At 68.3% G+C, this 18,607-nt stretch carries 12 protein-coding genes, 1 tRNA gene and 1 rRNA gene; 1 reads left to right on the forward strand and 13 read right to left on the reverse strand.

What is annotated here, in order from left to right:
• Window positions 1-38 precede the first annotated feature (38 nt).
• The 12 genes from GDJ97_RS09215 to GDJ97_RS09270 all read right to left on the reverse strand — a co-directional run bounded on the left by GDJ97_RS09215 (window position 39) and on the right by GDJ97_RS09270 (window position 17,012).
• Window positions 39-962 carry a 1-phosphofructokinase family hexose kinase gene (locus GDJ97_RS09215; protein ID WP_152070994.1) on the reverse strand — a complete coding sequence of 308 codons (924 nt, stop codon included), beginning with the start codon at window positions 960-962 and terminating at the stop codon, window positions 39-41.
• A 94-nt stretch (window positions 963-1,056) separates the two neighbouring features.
• Complete coding sequence (gene ptsP / locus GDJ97_RS09220; protein WP_152070995.1) at window positions 1,057-2,760, reverse strand: phosphoenolpyruvate--protein phosphotransferase; 1,704 nt, start codon at window positions 2,758-2,760, stop codon at window positions 1,057-1,059.
• A gap of 120 nt (window positions 2,761-2,880) precedes the next feature.
• Window positions 2,881-3,144 (reverse strand): HPr family phosphocarrier protein, encoded by a 264-nt coding sequence (locus GDJ97_RS09225; protein WP_152070996.1) that lies wholly within the window; start codon window positions 3,142-3,144, stop codon window positions 2,881-2,883.
• A 252-nt stretch (window positions 3,145-3,396) separates the two neighbouring features.
• On the reverse strand, window positions 3,397-5,424 hold the full coding sequence (locus GDJ97_RS09230) for a fructose-specific PTS transporter subunit EIIC (RefSeq protein ID WP_152070997.1): 2,028 nt from the start codon (window positions 5,422-5,424) through the stop codon (window positions 3,397-3,399).
• Between the two features lie 190 nt (window positions 5,425-5,614).
• Window positions 5,615-5,691 (reverse strand) — tRNA-Arg (locus GDJ97_RS09235).
• 45 nt (window positions 5,692-5,736) lie between these two features.
• A complete protein-coding gene (locus tag GDJ97_RS09240) occupies window positions 5,737-5,994 on the reverse strand; it encodes an FmdB family zinc ribbon protein (protein ID WP_152070998.1) in 258 nt (85 codons plus the stop codon).
• A gap of 106 nt (window positions 5,995-6,100) precedes the next feature.
• Entirely contained in the window at window positions 6,101-9,496 is a 3,396-nt protein-coding gene (locus GDJ97_RS09245) for a 4-alpha-glucanotransferase (RefSeq protein ID WP_152070999.1), read from the reverse strand.
• 104 nt (window positions 9,497-9,600) lie between these two features.
• Window positions 9,601-11,190 carry a transcription antitermination factor NusB gene (locus tag GDJ97_RS09250; RefSeq protein WP_226809009.1) on the reverse strand — a complete coding sequence of 530 codons (1,590 nt, stop codon included), beginning with the start codon at window positions 11,188-11,190 and terminating at the stop codon, window positions 9,601-9,603.
• The gene (fmt, locus tag GDJ97_RS09255) at window positions 11,172-12,098 is read right to left on the reverse strand and encodes a methionyl-tRNA formyltransferase (protein WP_152071000.1); all 927 of its coding nucleotides are present in this window, start codon (window positions 12,096-12,098) and stop codon (window positions 11,172-11,174) included. The genes GDJ97_RS09250 and fmt overlap by 19 nt, the downstream gene beginning before the upstream one ends.
• A 30-nt stretch (window positions 12,099-12,128) precedes the next feature.
• Window positions 12,129-12,665: a peptide deformylase gene (def, locus tag GDJ97_RS09260; RefSeq protein ID WP_152071001.1), complete on the reverse strand. Its 537-nt coding sequence runs from the start codon at window positions 12,663-12,665 to the stop codon at window positions 12,129-12,131.
• Between the two features lie 48 nt (window positions 12,666-12,713).
• Complete coding sequence (priA, locus tag GDJ97_RS09265) at window positions 12,714-15,167, reverse strand: primosomal protein N' (protein ID WP_152071002.1); 2,454 nt, start codon at window positions 15,165-15,167, stop codon at window positions 12,714-12,716.
• A 120-nt stretch (window positions 15,168-15,287) separates the two neighbouring features.
• Window positions 15,288-17,012 carry an OPT/YSL family transporter gene (locus GDJ97_RS09270; protein WP_152071003.1) on the reverse strand — a complete coding sequence of 575 codons (1,725 nt, stop codon included), beginning with the start codon at window positions 17,010-17,012 and terminating at the stop codon, window positions 15,288-15,290.
• Between the two features lie 132 nt (window positions 17,013-17,144).
• Between GDJ97_RS09270 and GDJ97_RS09275 the strand changes: the two genes are divergently transcribed.
• Window positions 17,145-17,972: a type III pantothenate kinase gene (locus GDJ97_RS09275; protein ID WP_152071004.1), complete on the forward strand. Its 828-nt coding sequence runs from the start codon at window positions 17,145-17,147 to the stop codon at window positions 17,970-17,972.
• A gap of 497 nt (window positions 17,973-18,469) precedes the next feature.
• On the opposite strand, the gene rrf is transcribed toward GDJ97_RS09275, so the two are convergent.
• A 5S ribosomal RNA gene (gene rrf, locus GDJ97_RS09280) occupies window positions 18,470-18,585 on the reverse strand.
• Window positions 18,586-18,607: the final 22 nt, after the last annotated feature.

Consider the following 18,607-nt stretch of genomic DNA (forward strand, 5'->3'; position numbering starts at 1 on the left):
GGCGCGGGATGCCCCCGTGCCGGGCGCCTGCAGGACTCTTAGAGCTTGCGGACGGTGATGCGCTTGCTGTACTCGGGCACGCGGGCGAAGTCGCCCAGGCCAGCGCTCTCGGCCACGTTGGCACCGGTGGCCAGGGCCAACTGCAGCGCCTCCTCAACGTTGTCGCGGTTTTTGTACCACTTGTGCAGGAAGGCGGCGAGGGTGCAGTCGCCGGCGCACACGGAGGACAGCAGCTTGATGTTGAACTCGCGCTTGGCGTACCAGATGTCCTCGCCGTTGGAGAAGTAGGCGGAGCCGCGGCTACCCATCGTGAGCAGCACGTTCTGCACGCCGACCTCGTGGGCCTTGGCGCAGGCGCGACGGGCGTCGTCGTCGGTCTCGATCTCGATGCCGAAGATGTCTGCCATCTCGTGGCGGTTGGGCTTGATGAGCAGCGGCTTCTTGTGCGCGAGCTCCTTCAGCTTGCTGCTGGAGAGGTCCAGCACCACGTCGGCGCCGCGGGCCTGGGCATGGTCCATGACCTTCTCCAGGAAGTCAGGGGTGGCCTTCGGGGGCAGGGAGCCGGAGACAACCAGGCAGTCGAGGTCTCCCGCGGTGTCCAGGATCTTGTAGAGCTCCTCCTGGTCCTGGCGCTTGAGCGCCGGGCCCGGGTTCAGGATGCCGTACTCGTGCTCGCCGTCGTTCACGTAGCAGTTGATGCGCGTGATGCCGTCGATCCACACCGGGCGGCACAGGCAGCCCATGTTCATGGTCTCGTCGACGATGAACTTGCCCGTGAAGCCGGCGAAGAAGCCGAGCGCGATGGAGTCCACGCCGAACTTCTTGAGCGCGTAGCTCACGTCCAGGCCCTTGCCGTTGGCGGTGTAGCTGGCACCGCCGGTGCGCACGTTCGTGTCGGGTAGGAGTCCGCCGCAGGACGTGGTCATGTCGACGGCGGGATTCGCGGTCAGAGTGTAGAACATTACAACAACCCCCATTTTCCTTACGTCGGAAGCCGCGCATCGGTACCTCCGATGTTCGCAGCTCCCGTTTACAACCTTGCTCGGCCCTGGCGCCCTAGCGAGCGGCCTCGGAGAGCAGCGCCTTCACCTCGTCGGCCGTGGCGCAGACAAGCGCCTTCTCGGCGAGCTCCTCTGCCTCGGCCTTGGACCACTGCGAGATGGTCTTGCGGGCGCGCAGCACGCTCGGGGCGGACATGGAGAACTCCTCCAGGCCCCAGGCGATCAGCAGCGGCTCCAGCAGCGGGTCGGCCGCGGCCTCGCCGCACATGCCCACCATGATGCCGGCCTTCACGCCGTTCTCGATGATGTTCTTGATGGAGCGCAGCACGGCCGGGTAGTACACGCTGTACAAGTTGCCGATGCGATCGTTGCCGCGGTCGGCGCACATGGTATAGCCGATGAGGTCGTTGGTGCCGATGGAGAAGAAGTCGGCCTCCTGGGCCAGCTTGTCGGCGATGAGGGAGGCCGCCGGGGTCTCCACCATGATGCCGACCTCGATCTCATCGTTGTACTTGATGCCCTCGTCATCGAGCTCTGCCTTGCACTCGGCCACGAGAGCCTTGACGGCGCGGACCTCCTCGACGCAGGTGACGAGCGGAATCATGATCTTGACGTCGCCGAAGGCGCTCGCGCGCAGCAGGGCACGCAGCTGCACCTTGTACTGGTCCGGGTTGTCGATGCAGTAGCGCACGGCGCGGTAGCCCATGAAGGGGTTGTCCTCCTTCTGCATGTGCAGATAGGGGATCTCCTTGTCGCCGCCCACGTCGAGGGTGCGGATGATCACCGGGGCGCCCTTCATGGCGCTGGCGACCTTGCGGTAGGCCTGGAACTGCTCTTCCTCGGAGGGAAGCTCCTTGGACTCCATGAACAGGAACTCGGAGCGGAAGAGGCCGATGGCCTCGGCGTCGTGGTCGAGCGCCGCGGCGACGTCATCCGGACCGCCGATGTTGCAGGCCAGAATCTTCTTGATACCGTCGGCGGTGACGGTCTCCTTGCCGCGGAAGGCCTCGAGCGCGGACTTCTCGGCGCGGATGGCCTCGGCGCGCACGGTGTAGTCGGCGAGCACGTCGGCGTCCGGGTCGGCGATCACCACGCCCTTGGAACCGTCCACGATGGCGGTCATGCCGTCGCGCAGCACGGCGCAGATGTTGGAGACGGAGAACACCGCGGGGATCTCGGCGTTGCGCACGATGATGGCGGAGTGCGAGGTGGGGCCGCCGACCTCGGTAACCACGCCGGCAACATGGTCCTTGTTGATGGTGGCCGTCATGGACGGGGTGAGGTCGTGCACCACGATCACGCTGTCCTTGGGCAGCATGGAGAGGTCGACGAGCTCGACGCCCAGCAGCTCGGCCAGGATGCCGGTACGGATGTCCGCGATGTCGGCGGCACGGAGCTGGAACATCTCGTCTTCCATGGACTTGAACATGTTCTCGAACATGGTGCTCGTCTCGACGAGCGCCTGCTCGGCGCAGGTACCGCCGTCGATCATGGAGTTGATCTGGTCGGTCATGCCCGGGTCCTGGGCCAGGATGATGTGGCCGGCCATGATCTCGGCCTCGGCGACGCCGACGGTCTCCTTCATGTGGTCGGCCTGCTGCTGCGTGCGCTCGCAGAAGACCTTGAGCGCGGCCTGGTAGCGCTCCTTCTCGGCCGCGGCGTCCTCCACGGCATGCGGCTCGAACGACAGGTCGGGATCGGACACGACCACCACGGTGCCGATGCCGATGCCCTCGGATACGTTACGTCCCTCGTACATTCCTTGTCCTCTCTCCTCCGGCGTGGCGCCGGCCATGCTGGAAACCAGTAAACGAAAGCGCCTACCCGCAAACGAGCAGACGCCTTCATCGATCACCTATGGTTTACAGGGGCTGCAAGGCTACTCGCCGAGGCCGCTCTTGATGAGGTCGATGGCGGCCGCAAGGGCCTCGGCCTCGTCGGCGCCGTCGCACTTGACCTCAACCTCGGTGCCGCAGGGGATGCCGGCAGCCATGAGGGCCATGGGGCTCTTGCCGTTGATCTCCTTATCCGGGGCGACGATCGTCACGTCGCAGGCGTACTTGCCCATCGTGGACGCGAAGAGGCCGGCGGGACGCATGTGAAGACCCTGGGGGTTGACGAGCGTAGCCTTCTCAGAAACCATGATGTCTCTCCTTCTTTTACAAACACGTGCCCGCCAATCCACGGCGGACTCGTTACTGACGTGCCTATTCTAGCGCAACGCCCGCCCGCATGGAACGCGAATCGAACACGCGGGCGGATTTGTCTGGACCCGTCTACAAAGACGGCGCTGACCTGCCCGGATAACGATAGTGCGTGAATCCCTCTCCCCTATCAGCATAAAAAAGGACCCCGCCGAAGCGGGATCCTTGGGAACGTACGCAATCAGGCGGCGCTACGCGAGGCGCGCGTTGATCGCATCCGCGATGACCTGTGCGTCGTCGGCGGCCTTCACCTTGGCGCGGAAGTCCTCGTCCATGAGCGCCTCAGCGACCTTGGAGAGGAGCTTCAGGTGGGTGGTGCCGGCCTGAACCTCCGGGATGAGCAGCGCGATGGCAACGTTCACGGGATTGCCGTCCATGGTGTCCCAGGCGGCGACGCCCTTGTCGTCCTTGACGACCACGACGGCGGACTCGGTCACGGCCGCGCTCTTGGCGTGCGGGATCGCGAAGCCGTCCATCATGCCGGTGGAACCCTCGTCCTCGCGCTTGAGGAAGGCGGCCATGAGGCCGTCGGCATCGGTGGCGATGCCGGCCTTCACGGCCTGGTTGGAAACGAAGGAGAGCACCTCGTCGCGGTTGGCGAAGTCCTCGCCCAGGAACACGTTCCCAGTCTTGACGAAGCCCGCGTCGGCGGCGGGGGCAGCCTCGGCGGCGGGGGCGGCGGCTACGGGAGCGGGGGCAGCGGCGGCTTCGACGGCGGGAGCAGCCTTCTGCTTCTTGTCGTAGTCATACTTTTTGAAGGCGGTGAAGAGCACGCCGCCCACGAGCGCGCCGATTAGGATGGCGAGCACCCACATGGGGCCGTTCTCCACCACGGGCAGCACGAGGAAGCCGCCATGGGGCGCCGGGTCGTGCACCTGGAAGATGATGGTGAGGATGGAGGCGATCGAGGAGCTGAGCATCATGATGGGCATGACCGGCCAGATGTTCTTGGTCATGAAAGGAATGGCGCCCTCGGTGATGTGCGTGCAGCCCAGGATGAAGTTGACGATACCGGCGTCGTGGTCCTCCTGGGTGAAGTACTTCTTGCCCACGACCACGGCGAAGGTGGTCACCAGCGGCGGCACGATGCACGCGGCGGAGACGGCGGCCATGAAGTTGGTGCCGAAGTTGTAGACGTCGGAGCCCACGCCGGCGGCAAGCGCCTCGGTCAGCATGGCGGTACCGGTCACGTAGGCAGCCTTGTTGACGGGGCCGCCCATGTCGATGGCGCACATGCAGCCGATGGCCAGGCCGAGCACGATGGCGCCGGAGGCGGAGAGGCCCTTCAGGAAGTCCATCATGGCCGTGTTGATGGCGGCCATGGGGGTGGAGATGCCGAGCATCACGAGGCCAACGATGAGCGTGGAGAGCAGCGGGTACAGGAAGACCGCCTTCAGGCCCTCGAGACTCTTGGGCAGGACCTTCAGCAGCTTCTCGAGCGCGAGGATCACGTAGCCGGACAGGAAGCCGCCCACGATACCGCCGAGGAAGCCGAAGCCCACGCCCGCGCCGCCGGCGTCGATGAGGCCGGTGTCGGCGTTGACGGGCAGGCCCTGGATGGCGATCATGCCGGCCACGAAGCCGGGCACGAGCGCCGGGCGCTTACCGATGGACTCGGCGATGTAGGCCGAGAGCACGGGCACCATGAGGTTCATGGCGATGCCGCCGATGATCTTCAGCATGGCGGCGAAGCTGTTGTAGTCGGAGGCGGTGGAGTCGTAGCTCGTAATGCCCCACAGGAACGAGACGGCGGTGAGCACGCCACCGGCGACGACGAACACCAGCATGTGGCTGACGCCGTTCATGAGGTGCTTGTAGATGATGTGCCCCACGGACTCCTTCTCGTCCGCGGCGCCGTCGGCGAGCTCGGCCTGCGCGCGCTCGGCAGCGGCGGCGTCGCCCTCGGCGGCCAGGGCGCGATCGATCAGCGCACCGGCGGCCTCCACGGAGAGTGCCTTGGAGACGCCCACCACGACCTGGGGCTTGCCCTCAAAGCGCTCGGCCTGCACATCCTTGTCCGCGGCGATGACCACGGCCTTGGCAGCGACGATCTCTGCTTTGGTGAGCTCGTTCTCGATGCCGACCTGGCCATGCGTCTCGACCTTGATGGTGAGACCGCGCTCGGCGGCAGCCTTCTCAAGCGCCTCCTTTGCCATGAAGGTATGCGCGATGCCGGTCGGACAACCGGTGGCCGCGATGATGTCGTACGTCTGGGCCATGCGTTCACCTTTCCTTTCCGGAATCTTCTCACTCCGCCCCGCGGATAGAGCATGAAAAGGATACCATGTTGTGTAGAAAACGTGAAGTAGATTGAACGCGCTCGCGTAGCATCTTTGGAGCGAATCCCGGCAAACAGACGTTCTAAATAGAAGTAGCGGCCCTTTCCTAGGGCCGCTACCTTGTGTTTTGTGGTGCGCCATGGCGGGTTCGAACCGTCGACCTTGGGTTTAGAAGACCCCTGCTCTATCCAACTGAGCTAATGGCGCAGATTAGCCCATTATAGCTGAGGACTCTAAAAGGGAGCCCATGCGCTAAGCGTTCTTGTGCGGGCAGTTCTCGCAGCTGTGCTCGGCGGGCTTGGGCGCGCTGGACGCCGGCGTGGCGGACTTGCCGCCGCGCTGGTCGGTGTTGTAGAAGCCGCTGCCCTTGAACTCGATACCGCTCGCGTTGAACAGCTTCTCCGCCGGCTTGCCGCACACGGGGCAGACCACCTCCGGGCGCTCCGTCATGCCGTGCTCCACGTCGAACACGTGCCCGCACGACGTGCAGCGGTAATCGTAGTGTGCCATCGAAAACCCCTCTTTGGTTCTACTGGTAAAGATCGGTCGCGGATACTCTACCCTCGGAACCGCGGCGCGCAGACATGCCGGCCACGGCCCCAGGGATTCCCCGCAATTACGCCTGGGCGGCGCCGGCTGCGGCGCCCTTGGCGGTCTTGACCGCGGCAGCCGCGGCCGTCGCCCGGCCCGCGGCAGTCATGAGCTCGGCAAAGCGCGGCTCGGCGGCGGCGACGTCCCCTTCGCTCGCCTGCCAGCGCCAGTTGCCCTCCGCGGTTCCCGGCACGTTCATGCGCGACTCCTCGCCCAGGCGCAGGATGTCCTGGAGCGGCAGCATCACGAGGTTGGCGTCGGAGTTGAGCGCCGCGGCGGTGAGCTCGTCCGCCACCTGGCGCGCCGCCTCCACGTCGCCGCCGGTGAACGACGCCGCACACCAGCCGAGCAGCGTGGCCGTGTCGTGCGTGCCCGTGTAGAGGATCTTCTCCGGATGCGGATCCACCCCCTGGCGCACGTCGTAGTCGTCGAACTGCAACACGTCCATGCCCGGGAAGCCACAACTCGCGCCGAGCGCGCGCACGCCGGGCGTGAGGATGCCCAGGTCCTCGGCGATAAACGGCAGGTCGCCCAGCTCGCGGTGCACGGCGCTGAACAGGTCCCTTCCGGGACCAGCCAGCCAGCGCCCATCGCTGCAGGGATGCCCCGCTGACACGCTGAAATAGTTGTGGAAGCCCAGGAAATGGTCGAGGCGCACCACATCGTAGAGGTCGCAGGCGCGGCGGAGGCGCGCGATCCACCAGGCGTAGCCCTGCTCGCGCATGACGTCCCAGCGATAGGTGGGGTTGCCCCAGAGCTGGCCCTCGGGGGCCAGGTTATCGGGCGGCGCGCCGGCCCCCTCGAGAGTGCAGCCGCGCTCGTCCAGCCAGAAGAGCTCGGGCGAGGCCCAGGCGTCCGCCGAGTCCTCGGAGACGTACATGGGGATGTCGCCGATGATCTTCACGCCGCGCTCGTGCGCGTACGCGGCGAGCTCGCGCCAGGCAACCTCGAATCGGTACTGGCACCAAGCCTGGAACCGCGCCTCGTCGGCGAAGCTCGGGGCGTCGAAGAGCGCCGGGCTGTAGCGGCGAAGGTCGGCCGGCCACTCCTGCCAGGGACGATTCCCCTGCACGTGCTTGATCGCCATGTACGCGGCGAAGGGGCGCACCCAGGAGCCGTTGGCCGTAAGGAACCGCTCGAACGCCGGGTCCGTAGCACGCGACTGGCCGAGCAGCCCCGACCGGGCGCCCGCCGTGCGCGCGAACTCGGCGCGCAGCTCGTTCTCGCTCTCGGGCAGCAGGGCCACGTTGCCCGCAAAGGCGGATGGGCCGGCATAGGGAGAGCCGAAGGAGTCCGTGGGGTTCACCGGCAGCACCTGCCAGTAGGTAAGGCCCATGGCGGCCAGGTGGTCGACGAAGCAGCGGGCGGGAGCCCCCAAGGTTCCGGGGCGTCCGTCGTCGGTGGGCACCGAGGTGATATGGCACACCGTGCCGGCACCGAAGTCGAGCGGGCGCTGCAGGCGCTGCTGCGCGTGGAAGTACACCACCGCGGAGCCGAAGCCGTAGAGGCCCACTTCCACCTCCGAGCCCTCACCCGAGCGCGCGGGCAGGATCGGCAGCTCGTGACCGGAGACCACGTCGGTGGCGGCATCTCCCAGCGCGGGGATGCGCACGGTGTGGCCGCTCGCGTTGGAGCGGTTGATGAGCACCGTGGCGGCCTCGCCCGTCTCCTCGTCGCGGCGCGTGTAGGCGAGCACGTCGCCCTCGCTCCCCTCGGGCACGAAGGCGCGGATGCTGCCGCGACCCAGGAAGGGCAGGGCGCGGCGCACGCCTGCGGCGTTCTTGATGATGGTCTGCATGTCGGAATCGCGGATGTCCTTGAGCAGCGGCAGCGTGCGACGGTTGCCCGGGTCGGAGAGCCCCTCCAGGCAGAACTCGTCACCGTAGTAGATGGAGGGCACGCCCGGGAAGGTCATCTGCATGAGCGTGGCCAGCCAGAAGCGGCCCTTGGCGAGCCCCATGGACGCCGCGTCCAGACGCCAGCGCCCGCGCTCGCTCTCGGGAAGCTTGCTCTCGTCGGGACCGCCGCCCAGCACGCTCGCGATGCGCGGGCGATCGTGGCTGCCCAGCAGGTTGAGCGCGCAGTTGAGCGCCTCAGCCGGATAGTTCTCAGAGAGGGACTCGATGTCCTCGACCGCCTCGGCAGCGTCCTTGGTGCCGAGCAGGAAACCGAGCACCATGTCGCGGAACGGGTAGTTCATGGCGGAATCCAGCTCGTCACCGAGCAGGTAGTGGCGCAGGTGCCCGTAGCTCACCTTGTTGGAGGCGTCCTCCCAGACCTCGCCGATCACCACGCCGTCGGGACGCTCCTCGAGGGTCGCTTGCTTGATGCCGGCGATCATCTCCTCCTTGAGCTCGTCTGCCACGTCCAGGCGCCAGCCGCGGGCCCCGGCGCGGAGCCAGGTGCGCACCACGCCGTGCTCGCCCAGGATGAGCTCCTTCACCTTGGGAGAGTCCTCGTTGAGCGCGGGCATGTTGCTGATGCCCCACCAGCAGTCGTAGGTCCCGTCCTCGTGGAAGCGGTAGGCGTCGCGCCAGGGGCTCTCCGGGCTCTGCCAAGCGCCCGCATCGGGGTAGTTGCCATAGCGGTTGAAGTAGACGGAGTCGTCGCCCGTGTGGTTGAAGACGCCGTCCAGGATGATGGAGATGCCCCGCTTCTTCGCCTCGGCGCACAGGTGGCGAAAATCCTCCTCCGTGCCGAGCACGGGATCGATCTTGAGGTAATCGGAGGTGTCGTAGCGATGGTTGGACGCCGCCTCGAAGATGGGGTTCAGGTAGATGACCGTGATACCCAGGTCCGCCAGGCGCGGCAGGTCCCCCTCGATGCCCTTGAGCGAACCGCCGTAGAAGTCCCACGTGCGGATGGAGCCGTCGGGGTTGCGGTCGTAGGTGGGCGGCTCGTCCCAGTCCTCCACCAAACGCCAGCGAATGCCCTCGTGGCGGTGGGAGATGGCCTCCTCGGTGCGCTCGTGCCAATGCTCGTCGCGGCGGTAGCGGTCCGGGAAGATCTGGTACACGATGCCGTTCTCGTACCAGTTGGGACGCGTGGCGCGCGGCTTGTAGATCGTGAGCTGGAACGAGGGCGGCTCCTTCTCGGTATACATGATGCCCTCGCCGCCCACGCGACCCCACGGGGCACCCAGGTAGGCGGTCTGGCCGTCTCCCGTGGTGGCGATGAAGCTGTACCAGGTGAGCTGCGGCGCCTCGCAGGGAAGCTCCACGGAGAAGACGTTGGTCTGGCCCTGGCGCTCGAGCGGCAGGAACGCCTCGCCCACGCCGTCGACCCAGGTTCGCAGCGAGACCCCCACGCTCGCGGGGTCCGCCTCCTCAACGCGAACGCTCAGGGTCACGTTCGTTCCCACGGAAACGGCACCGAACGGGGTCCGGAACTCGGGCAGTCGGGAATTGTGTATGAGCCTCATAGCCTCCCCTTCCACGTGCATATATAGGCGTAAAACCTCAAAATGATACTACGCTTGATTTGGTTCAGCAAGAGAGTACAGGCGAGGCGCCATGCGAGGTGGCCTCAGCGGACCCCCTCGTCCGCGCGACGGAGCACGGCGTGGTAGTGGCCGTCGAACGCGCCGGGGGCGGGATGGGTCTGATGGCGGCTGGCAACGCCGAACGCGTGACCGGCCTCAGTTGCGAGGAAGCAGTCGACCACCCGATCGTTCTCGGCGGAGAGCACCGAGCACGTGGCGTAGACGAGCAGGCCACCCGGAGCCACGCGGCGAGCCGCCTCCTGCAGGAGCCGGAGTTGGAGCCCCGGCAGGGACTCATCGACATCGCGCTCGGCGAGGCGCCACGGGATCTCGGGATGGCGGCGCATGGTGCCCGTCCCGGAGCAGGGCGCGTCCACGAGCACGGTATCGAACAGGCGCCGCTCCCCCGCCGGGGCGTCCAGCTCGGTCAGGGCGGTATCCAGGTCCGTGGCGTCCCCGGCGATCACGCGCACGCCGTCCGAGAGCCCCGCGCGCTCCAAGCGGGCGAGGTTCTGCCGGCACTTGGCGGGATAGAGCTCGAGCGCCACGTGCTCGCGGGCGAGACCCCGATGCATGGCAGCTGCGGCCATGACATACGTCTTGGTACCCCGGCCCGCGCCGATCTCCAAACAAGAACCCGGTCGCGTTGCCGCAAGGGCCACTGTCTGCGCATTCACATCGGATACCACGGCCTCGACGCGCTCCAGCGCGCCCGTGGCGACGAATGCCGGGAAGTCCGAGACCACCTCGCAGCCGGCGGGTAGACCCGTTTGACCGGGCTGGCCGGTAAAACTACCGGATACTGTAGGGGTTTCGGGGTGCCCGGCGGAAAACTCGTCGATAGTGTAGGGGTTTTCGGCGACACCTGAAGTACAGGCCGTTGCACCAGCATGAAAACCGCAGGTCGCGAGGCCGCCGTTTCCGGCTGTACTCGGCGCGGGCCCAAAAAGCCCTACAGTATCGCCCAGTTTTTCTTCCGGGCGCTCAAAACCCCTACAGTATCCCCCCGGTTTGTCCGCAGCAGCGTCCGGGCGGCCCTCACAGGGCGCCGGGGCAGCGCAGATGGCGATCGGCGCGGGCTCCAGCTGGGCGGCGCAGAGCTCGGACGCGGCCGTATCGCCCAGGGACGCTTCGATGCGGCTGAGAAGCCAGACGGGCAGGCCCGCCCGACGCGCCCGTGCGGCGAGGGAACGCTCCCCAGCGTCAACGTCCAAGGCAGACAGGAACGCGTCGCGGTCGTCCGCCACGCGCCGGAGCACCGCGTTCGCAAGCCCTGCAGCGGCGCGCGCCTGGGAGCGCACGAGCTCAACGCCCTGGCTCACCGCGACCTCGCGACGCTGCCCCAGGTAGATGAGCTCGAACGCGGCGAGGCGCAGCGCCGCGCGCACGCGCGGGGCGACTTTCCCCGGTTTGGAGAGATGGGCGTCGAGTGCCTGGTCCAGGCACCCCTCGGTGGCCGTCGCGCCCAGAACGAGTCTGCGGGCAAAGGAAGCATCGCGCCGGTCGAGCGCGCGGAGGGCCTTTGAGGAATCTAGCAGCTCGCGCACGCGGGCGTCGCGCCTGCCGGCCTCCACGAGCACGGCGAGCGCCACGCGGCGCGCCGGCGAGACCTGGCTCACGAGAGCGCTTCCCACGTGACCGCGGCTCCGCGCTGTCCGGCAGCCCAGGCGGCGGCGTCCATGGCCCGCTTGCCATCGGGCTTGAGCTCAAGCACCTCGAGCGCGCCCTCCCCGCAGCCCAGAAGGACCCTCCCCCCTTGGATGGCAAGCTCACCCGCTGCGAGCACCGCGCCGCTCACCGGCGCAACCCGCGCGGCCAGCACGCGCACCGGCTTGCCCGCGAGCATGCAGCGCGCGGGCGCGGCATCGCTCGAGGCCAGAGCGCGCCGCTCGTTATCCGCGGCGCTGACCGCCGGGTCAAGGCGCAGCTCGGCCTTCTGGATCTTGGCGGCATGCGTCACGAGCGCCTCGTCCTGCTCCGTCCAGGAAACGGTACCGGCGGCGAGCTCGGGCAGCACCTCGAGCAGCAGTCCGGCGCCGAGCTCTGCCAGCTCGGACGTCAGCTCGTCCGCGCTCTTGCCGGCAACGCTGCAGGAAGCCTGCGCGCAGAACGCCCCGGTATCCACCCCGTGCCCGATCCGCATGATAGACACGCCGGCCTCGGCATCCCCCGCCAGGATCGCGCGTTGGATGGGGGCGGCCCCGCGCCAGCGCGGCAGCAGCGACGCGTGCACGTTCACGCAGCCGAGGGGCGCCATGGTCAGCACCTCATCCGGCAGGATGCAGCCGTAGGCAGCCACGCAGAACACGTCGGCCCGGGCGGCGCGAAGGGCATCGACCACCTCTGGCTCCATGCGCTTCGCCTCGAGCACCGGCAGCCCCAGCTCAAGGGCCGCCGCCTTGACCGGCGAGGGCTCGAGCTTCTTGCCGCGGCTCCTCACGGCATCCGGCCGCGTGAGCACGAGCGCCACGTCGTGCGCGGCGGCCAGCGCCCGAAGCGACGGGACGGCGAAGTCGGGCGTACCCATGAAGACGATGCGCATCAGGTTCTCCAATCGGCTCGGACGGCTGCGCTACTCGGTGTCGCCCGGCTTGGCGCCGCGGGCGAGGGCGTCCCGGTAGGCGCGCTGGGCGCGCACGCGGGCGATGGGCGAGAGGCGGTCGAACATGGTCTTGCCGTGCAGGTGGTCGATCTCATGCTGCAGGCACACGCAGAACAGGTCGCCCGAGGCCTCGAAGCGCATGAGCTCGGCATCCAGGTTGTACGCCTCCACGACCACGTGGTCGGGACGGTAGATCTCGCAGTTGATGCCCGGAATGGAAAGGCACCCCTCGTTAAAGGGGGCGAGCGTCTCGGAGGTCTCCACGATCTGCGGGTTGATGAGCACGTAGGGGTCGTAGTCGTCCTTGCCCGTGTAGCTGGTGTCCACGATGCACATCTGCACGAGCTCCCCCACCTGCGGGGCGGCGAGGCCGCAGCCGCCGTCCTCGAACATGATGCGCTTCATGCGCTCGGCGAGGGCACAGGTCTCGGGCGTGATCTCCTCGATCTCGGCACACTCCTGCGAGAGGCGCGGATCGGGCGAGAGGACGATGCCGTTCATCTCCATCTTGACGGGCTTCCTTCCTAGGCTGGGCCCTGCTGCGGGCCCCGGTCGTTACATGAGGTCGTAGGCGTCGACGTCGACGCTCACGCTGATTCCCTTGGGCTGGCCCACGGCGGCGATGGCGTCGCCCAGAGCCTGCGATACATGATACCCAAGCGGCGACTTCACGATGAAGTGGAACCGGAACCGGTCCTTGGCACGCGAGATCACGCAGGGATTGGGGCCGAGCACCTGCGGTTCGGCCGTCGGGTCGCCCGCGAGTGACGGCAGGGTGCCGGACACGCTGCCGGGCGCCACCGAGCGCTGCGGCCCCGCAGCCGCATGACCCGCGCCGAGCCGCCGGCGGACCTCGGCCGCCAGGCGCTCCGCGAAGCCGCGCGCCGCCATCTCGCTCGCGCTCCACACGCTCACGTTGGAAAGCCGCACGTAGGGCGGGTATCCCGCCTCTCGGCGCTGGCTCAGGTCGTGCTCGGTGAAGATGGAGCGGTCGTGGCGGGCGACGGCCCGAATCACGGGGTCATCCGGCTGGTAGGTCTGGATGATGACGCGCCCCGGGTCCTCGCCGCGGCCCGCGCGGCCGGCCACCTGCTCGAGCAGGTCGTAGGCGCGCTCCCCCGCCCGAAAGTCGGGCATCTTGAGGGCGTAGTCGGCGTTCACCACGCCCACGAGCGTGACCTCGGGAAAGTCCAGTCCCTTGGCGATCATCTGCGTGCCCAGCAGCACGGCGCACTCCGCGGCGTCGAACTCCTCGAGCAGCTGCTTGTGCCCGTCCTTGCCCTTGGTGGAGTCCGCGTCCATGCGAATCACCCGCACGTGCGAGGGCAGCAGCTCCACCAGCGCGTCCTCCACCTGCTGAGTGCCGAGGCCCATCTTGGCGAGATAGCGGCTGCCGCACTTGGGGCACGCGGTGCCGGGGTCGGGGTAGCTGCGCACGTGGTAGACGGCCCCGCAGGTATGGCACTCGAGCGTGCGCGTGCGCTCGTGGTAGGTGAGCGCCGTGGAGCAGTGCCGGCACGTGGGCACGCACCCGCACTCGCGGCACATGAGGAAAGGCGCGAACCCGCGGCGGTTGTGCAGAAGCACCGCCTTCTCGCCGCGCTCGGCAACCGCGAGCAGCGCGTCCGCCAGCTCACGGGAGAAGATGGAGCGGCTGCCACCCTGGAACTCGCGCCTGAGGTCGACGATGGTCACCTGGGGCAGACGGGCCCCGCCCGGGCGCTCCGGCATCTCAACCCGGCGCCAGCGCTGCCCGTCCACGCCCCCGCGCGCACAGCGGGCGAGGGCCTCGGCCGAGGGCGTGGCCGAGCCCAGCACAAGCGGGCATCGTTTCATGCGGGCCATCTGCGCAGCCACCTCGCGGGCGTGGTAGCGGGGGCTCCCGCCCTGCTTGTAGCTCTGCTCGTGCTCCTCGTCGATGATGATGAGCCCGAGCTCGCGCACGGGGCAAAAGAGCGCGGACCGCGCGCCCACCACCACGCGCGCCGCCCCGGTACGCACCATGTCCCACTGGTCCAGGCGCTCACCAGGAGAAAGGCGCGAGTGGAACACGGCCACCGCCCCGCCGAAGCGGCTGCGGAAACGACCGACCGTCTGGGCGGTGAGCGAGATCTCGGGCACGAGCACGATGGCGGAGCGACCCTGGGCGAGCACGCGCTCGATAGCTGAGAGGTAGACCTCCGTCTTGCCGGAACCCGTGACCCCGTCCACCAGGACCACGTCTCCCTGGCCCGCGTCGTCCGCCTCGCGGATGGCGGCGAGCGCCTCCTCCTGGCCGGCGGTCAGGCGCTCGGGGGCCTGCGCCCGCGCGGAGGAGAGCGTGGTCTCGTCGCCCCCGGCCCCGCGCCAGGCGCGACGCTCCTCAACCGCCACCACGCCGCGCTTCTCGAGCGCGCGGACCGTGGACGACATGTCGGTGTAGAGCAGGTTGAGCTCGCGCGTGGTGACGGGTCCGCAGGAGAGCGCCTCGATGAGCAGGCGCTGCCGCTGCGCGTTGGCGCGCGGCGTGAACGAACGGCCCTCGTTGGTGAGCGAGACCCAGCGCTCGGTAACGGGGTTCACGGCGGGCCGCTCGACCTCGTAGGTGCCGTCGTCGCGGCGGCGCACGCGCGGGCTGCCGCCGGGCGGCAGGAAGAGCCGCAGGCACTCGGCGAGCGAGGCCACGTACTCCCGGCTCATCCAGAACGCCGTGGCGGCCGCCAGCGGCGTGAACGAGGGGGCGGCGAGCACGGAGCGGATGGACTTCACGCGGGCGGGGTCGAGACCGGCGGCACCGGCCAGCTGGTCGAGCGCGGCGGCGCGCATGACCACATAGCCCGCGGCCATGCGGCCGGCAAAGTTGACGAGCACGGTGGAGCCCACCTCGACGTCACCCTCGAGCTCCGCCAGCACGGCGTAGGCGAACGGCTCGGAGAGCGCGCGGGCGGGCACGTCCACCACCACGGAAACGTAGGCGGCGGGAGCGGGGGCGCCGAAGAGCGCGGGCTGTTGGTCAGAATCGCGATGCATGCGTTCCAGTGTAGCGCAGCGCGCGGACGCACGGGCGGGGGCGATGGGCGCGGCGCCGGCGGCCGCACGAGCGGTACGAGCCCACGCCCGCCGAGCCGTTATCGCCCCCGCTTGCCGACCCTATCCCGCGAGCCCCGCGACCACGCTCGCGAGCGCGATGATCACGCCCACGATGGACTCGCCGCCGAGCAGCCCGCTCGCCACCACGATGCCCGTCTCCTGCTCCGCCTGCTCGTCCACGCCCGCGCGACGGGCGAAGCGGTCGAAGACCACCTTGGCGAGCGCGCCCAGAAACATGGAGAGCGGCATGTAGAACGGCAGGTAGACGCCCAGGCCGATCATCATGGACGACAGACCGACCAGGTACAGGCCAATACCAGCGGCGAGTCCGAGCGCGAACGCCGGCACGCTCGGAATGCCCGAGACCATGGTGGCCACCACGCTCGCCTGCGCCGCGACGAAGGCCTTCCCCACGCCGAAGGCATCCGGCCCGTAGGCGGCAAAGAGCGCGTTCATGGTGAGCACGGCTACGACCACGCCCAGCAGCGCGCCCACAGCCTGGCCCGCCCACATGGCGCGCGGGTTGGTGCCGATGAGCGCACCGGTCTTGAAGTCGCTCATCACATCGCCCGCAAGACCGCAGGTCACGGCCACGATACCCGCCACAAAGAACAGCTTGACAGGCGCGGTGTCCGAGATGACGGCCACGATGAGCAGCACGATCAGGCCGAAGATCTCCATGGGGTCTATGCCGGTGCTCCCCACCGACTGCGCGCTCATGATGGTGGTGACGAACGAGAGCAGCACGATCACCACGGCCACGAGCGGGGAAAGCCCCAGGCCGAGGCAAATGACGAGCGCGGCGGCGGCCACCATGAGCGCCAGGATGCCGGCGTCGTAGCGGCCGGTCAGGTCGGCGAAGAGGCCGGAGGGCGCGGGATCGGGAGCCGCGCCGGCGCCAGCGGGCGCAGACGCACCAGTCCCCGCACCGGCCGCCTCTCCCCCGTTGCGCACCATGCGAACCAGCGCGGGCAGGATGTCCTTCAGCAGCACGGCGATGCCGGAGCCCATCATGAGGCCCATGCCCAGGCTCTTGACGATGCCGCCCGCCGTGGCCACGTCCCACAACCCTGCGGCGACACCGCCCACCACCAGGCCGAAGTTCGCGAACACGGCACCCGCCATGCAGAAGGCCAGCGCGCCGAAGCCAACCAGAAAGCCCACGGAGAGCATCATCGGCGAGTTGTAGATGCCAAAGGTCACGCCGGGGATGGGCAGCGCGCAGAGCATGGCCGGCACCCAGCCCAGCACGTCGCGCGCCACGCTGTAGAGGCCGGCGACCCCCATGGAGAGGAAGAGCCGTTTGCCCGTGCCGCCGCGGTTGGTGGCCGCGGTGAGGGTCTCGGCCGCGGCCGTGCCGATGGGGTATTCCAGATCCGACTCGTCCACGAAGCGCCGGCGGATGAGCGCCGTGGCCACGAGCCCCAGCAGCGTGCCGGCCAGGGCGACGCCGAGCATCTCGCCCAGACTCGTTCCGCCCTCCAGCCCGAGCATCCAGATACCGGGGATGGTGAACGCTAGGCCGCCGGCGACCATGGAACCGGCTGACATGATGATCTGGGTGATGTTCGCCTCGTTCAGGCTGCGGTGGCCGAAGGCGCGCAGCAGCACGAGCGCGGTGATGGAGGTGAAGATGGTGGGCCACGGCAGCGAGCCCATCTTGAGGGCGGTATAGACCGACGATGCCGTGATGATGACGCACCCCACGCAGCCGATGACGATACCTGCGGGGGTCAGTTGCCCGCGCAAACCCGCACGGGAACCCTGGGAGCTCGATTGGCTCATATGTTCTCCTTCGTATATCCGCTCCCCCAAAGCAGGGAGTCGGGTTACGTTCCGGACAGGCGGTAGTATAGACTCGTCCAGACCGAAAGGGCGCGGGAAAACGACGACCCCGTCCTGACAAAGGGAGGAACCATGGCGCGCGTGCTCACGGTGGACGTGGGAAACACATTCACGAACCTGGGGCTTTTTGAAGACGACCAGCTGCTCGGCAGCTACGAGGCCACAACGCCCGAGCGCTGCACGGCAGATGAGGCGGCCGAGGTGGCGAGGCGGGCGCTGCGTTCCATCGCGCCCAACTCCCCCGCCGCGGCGGCTGGCATCCTCGCCTGCGTGGTCCCTGCGCTCACCGACGTGTGGACCCGCGCGCTCGGCGCCGTATGCGGCGCGCGGGCGCTCGTGGTGGGGCCGGGGCTGAAGAGCGGCCTCAAGATGCGCTACGACGACCCCGCCGAGGTGGGCGCCGACCGCGTGGCCGACGCCGTGGCGGCACGGGAGATCTTCGGGGCGCCGTGCGTGGTCGTGAATCTGGGGACCACCACCAACTTCGAGGTGCTGGACGCGAGCGGCGCATTCGCGGGCGGCATCATCGCCCCCGGCGTGGAGCTGGGCGCGGAGTCCATCGCGGTGGCGGCGGCGCGCCTGCCCAAGATCGAGCTGCGCACGCCGGCCCGCGTAATCGGCCGCAACACGCGCGAGGCCATGCAGTCGGGCATCGTTCTCGGCGAGGTGGCCCGCATCGACGGGCTGCTGGACGCCGTGCTGGCGGAGCTGGCGGGAGCGGGCGGTGCAGCGGGCGGGTCGGAGGCCGGCCCGGCGGCCGCTGCGACCGGCGACGTCCCCATCGTGGTGACGGGCACCAACGCCCCCGCTATGGCAGCGCTCCTCAAGCACGAAGCGCAGGCGCGGCCGACGCTCACGCTCGAGGGGTTGAACCTGATCTACCGGCGCAACCGGAGGTAGACGGGACATCGGAATGCAAAGGATCCCGCGCCGCCCCTGAACTACCGCGCAGCGAAGCGCTCAACGGACTCGACATCTTCTAGCCGAAGCTCCCAAAACGTTGCCTGAATCGCACGCTTTCCCCATGGGAGACCCCACTGCTCATATACTCCTCACCATGGCGAACGGACCCGACAACATCGGTGTGTAGATCCTCGAGTTCAGCAGCTACAACGCGGGAATTACGTAGCGACGGCCGCAGTGTTCACCGTCATGGTTGCCCTCTAGTGCCTCCTCGGCTCACATGCGACCGGACAACCAGCCATCAAGAATTGTATCGCGCGATACCAGCACGTGCTTGTTCCCACCGTGCCCATCGTACTCGGAGCTTCAATCCTTCTGAAGTAGCAGGGGAACCGACAACGACACGCCCAATGCCATCAACATGCCAAGAACAAAAGAGAGGGCCCTCGCGGGCCCCCTCGGGTACTATCGGCGTCGGCCTGGTGCCGTCCACCGGTCAGCGGCGCCCTGCTCTCCCACGGGCTTCCCCCGCAGTACCATCGGCGCGGTGCGGCTTAGCTTCCGGGTTCGGAATGGGACCGGGCGTGCCCCGCACGCTGTGGCCGCTGACCGGTGGGCGGCGCCCCGCCCAC

This window comes from Collinsella sp. AK_207A (assembly GCF_902501965.1).
Taxonomy (GTDB): domain Bacteria; phylum Actinomycetota; class Coriobacteriia; order Coriobacteriales; family Coriobacteriaceae; genus Collinsella.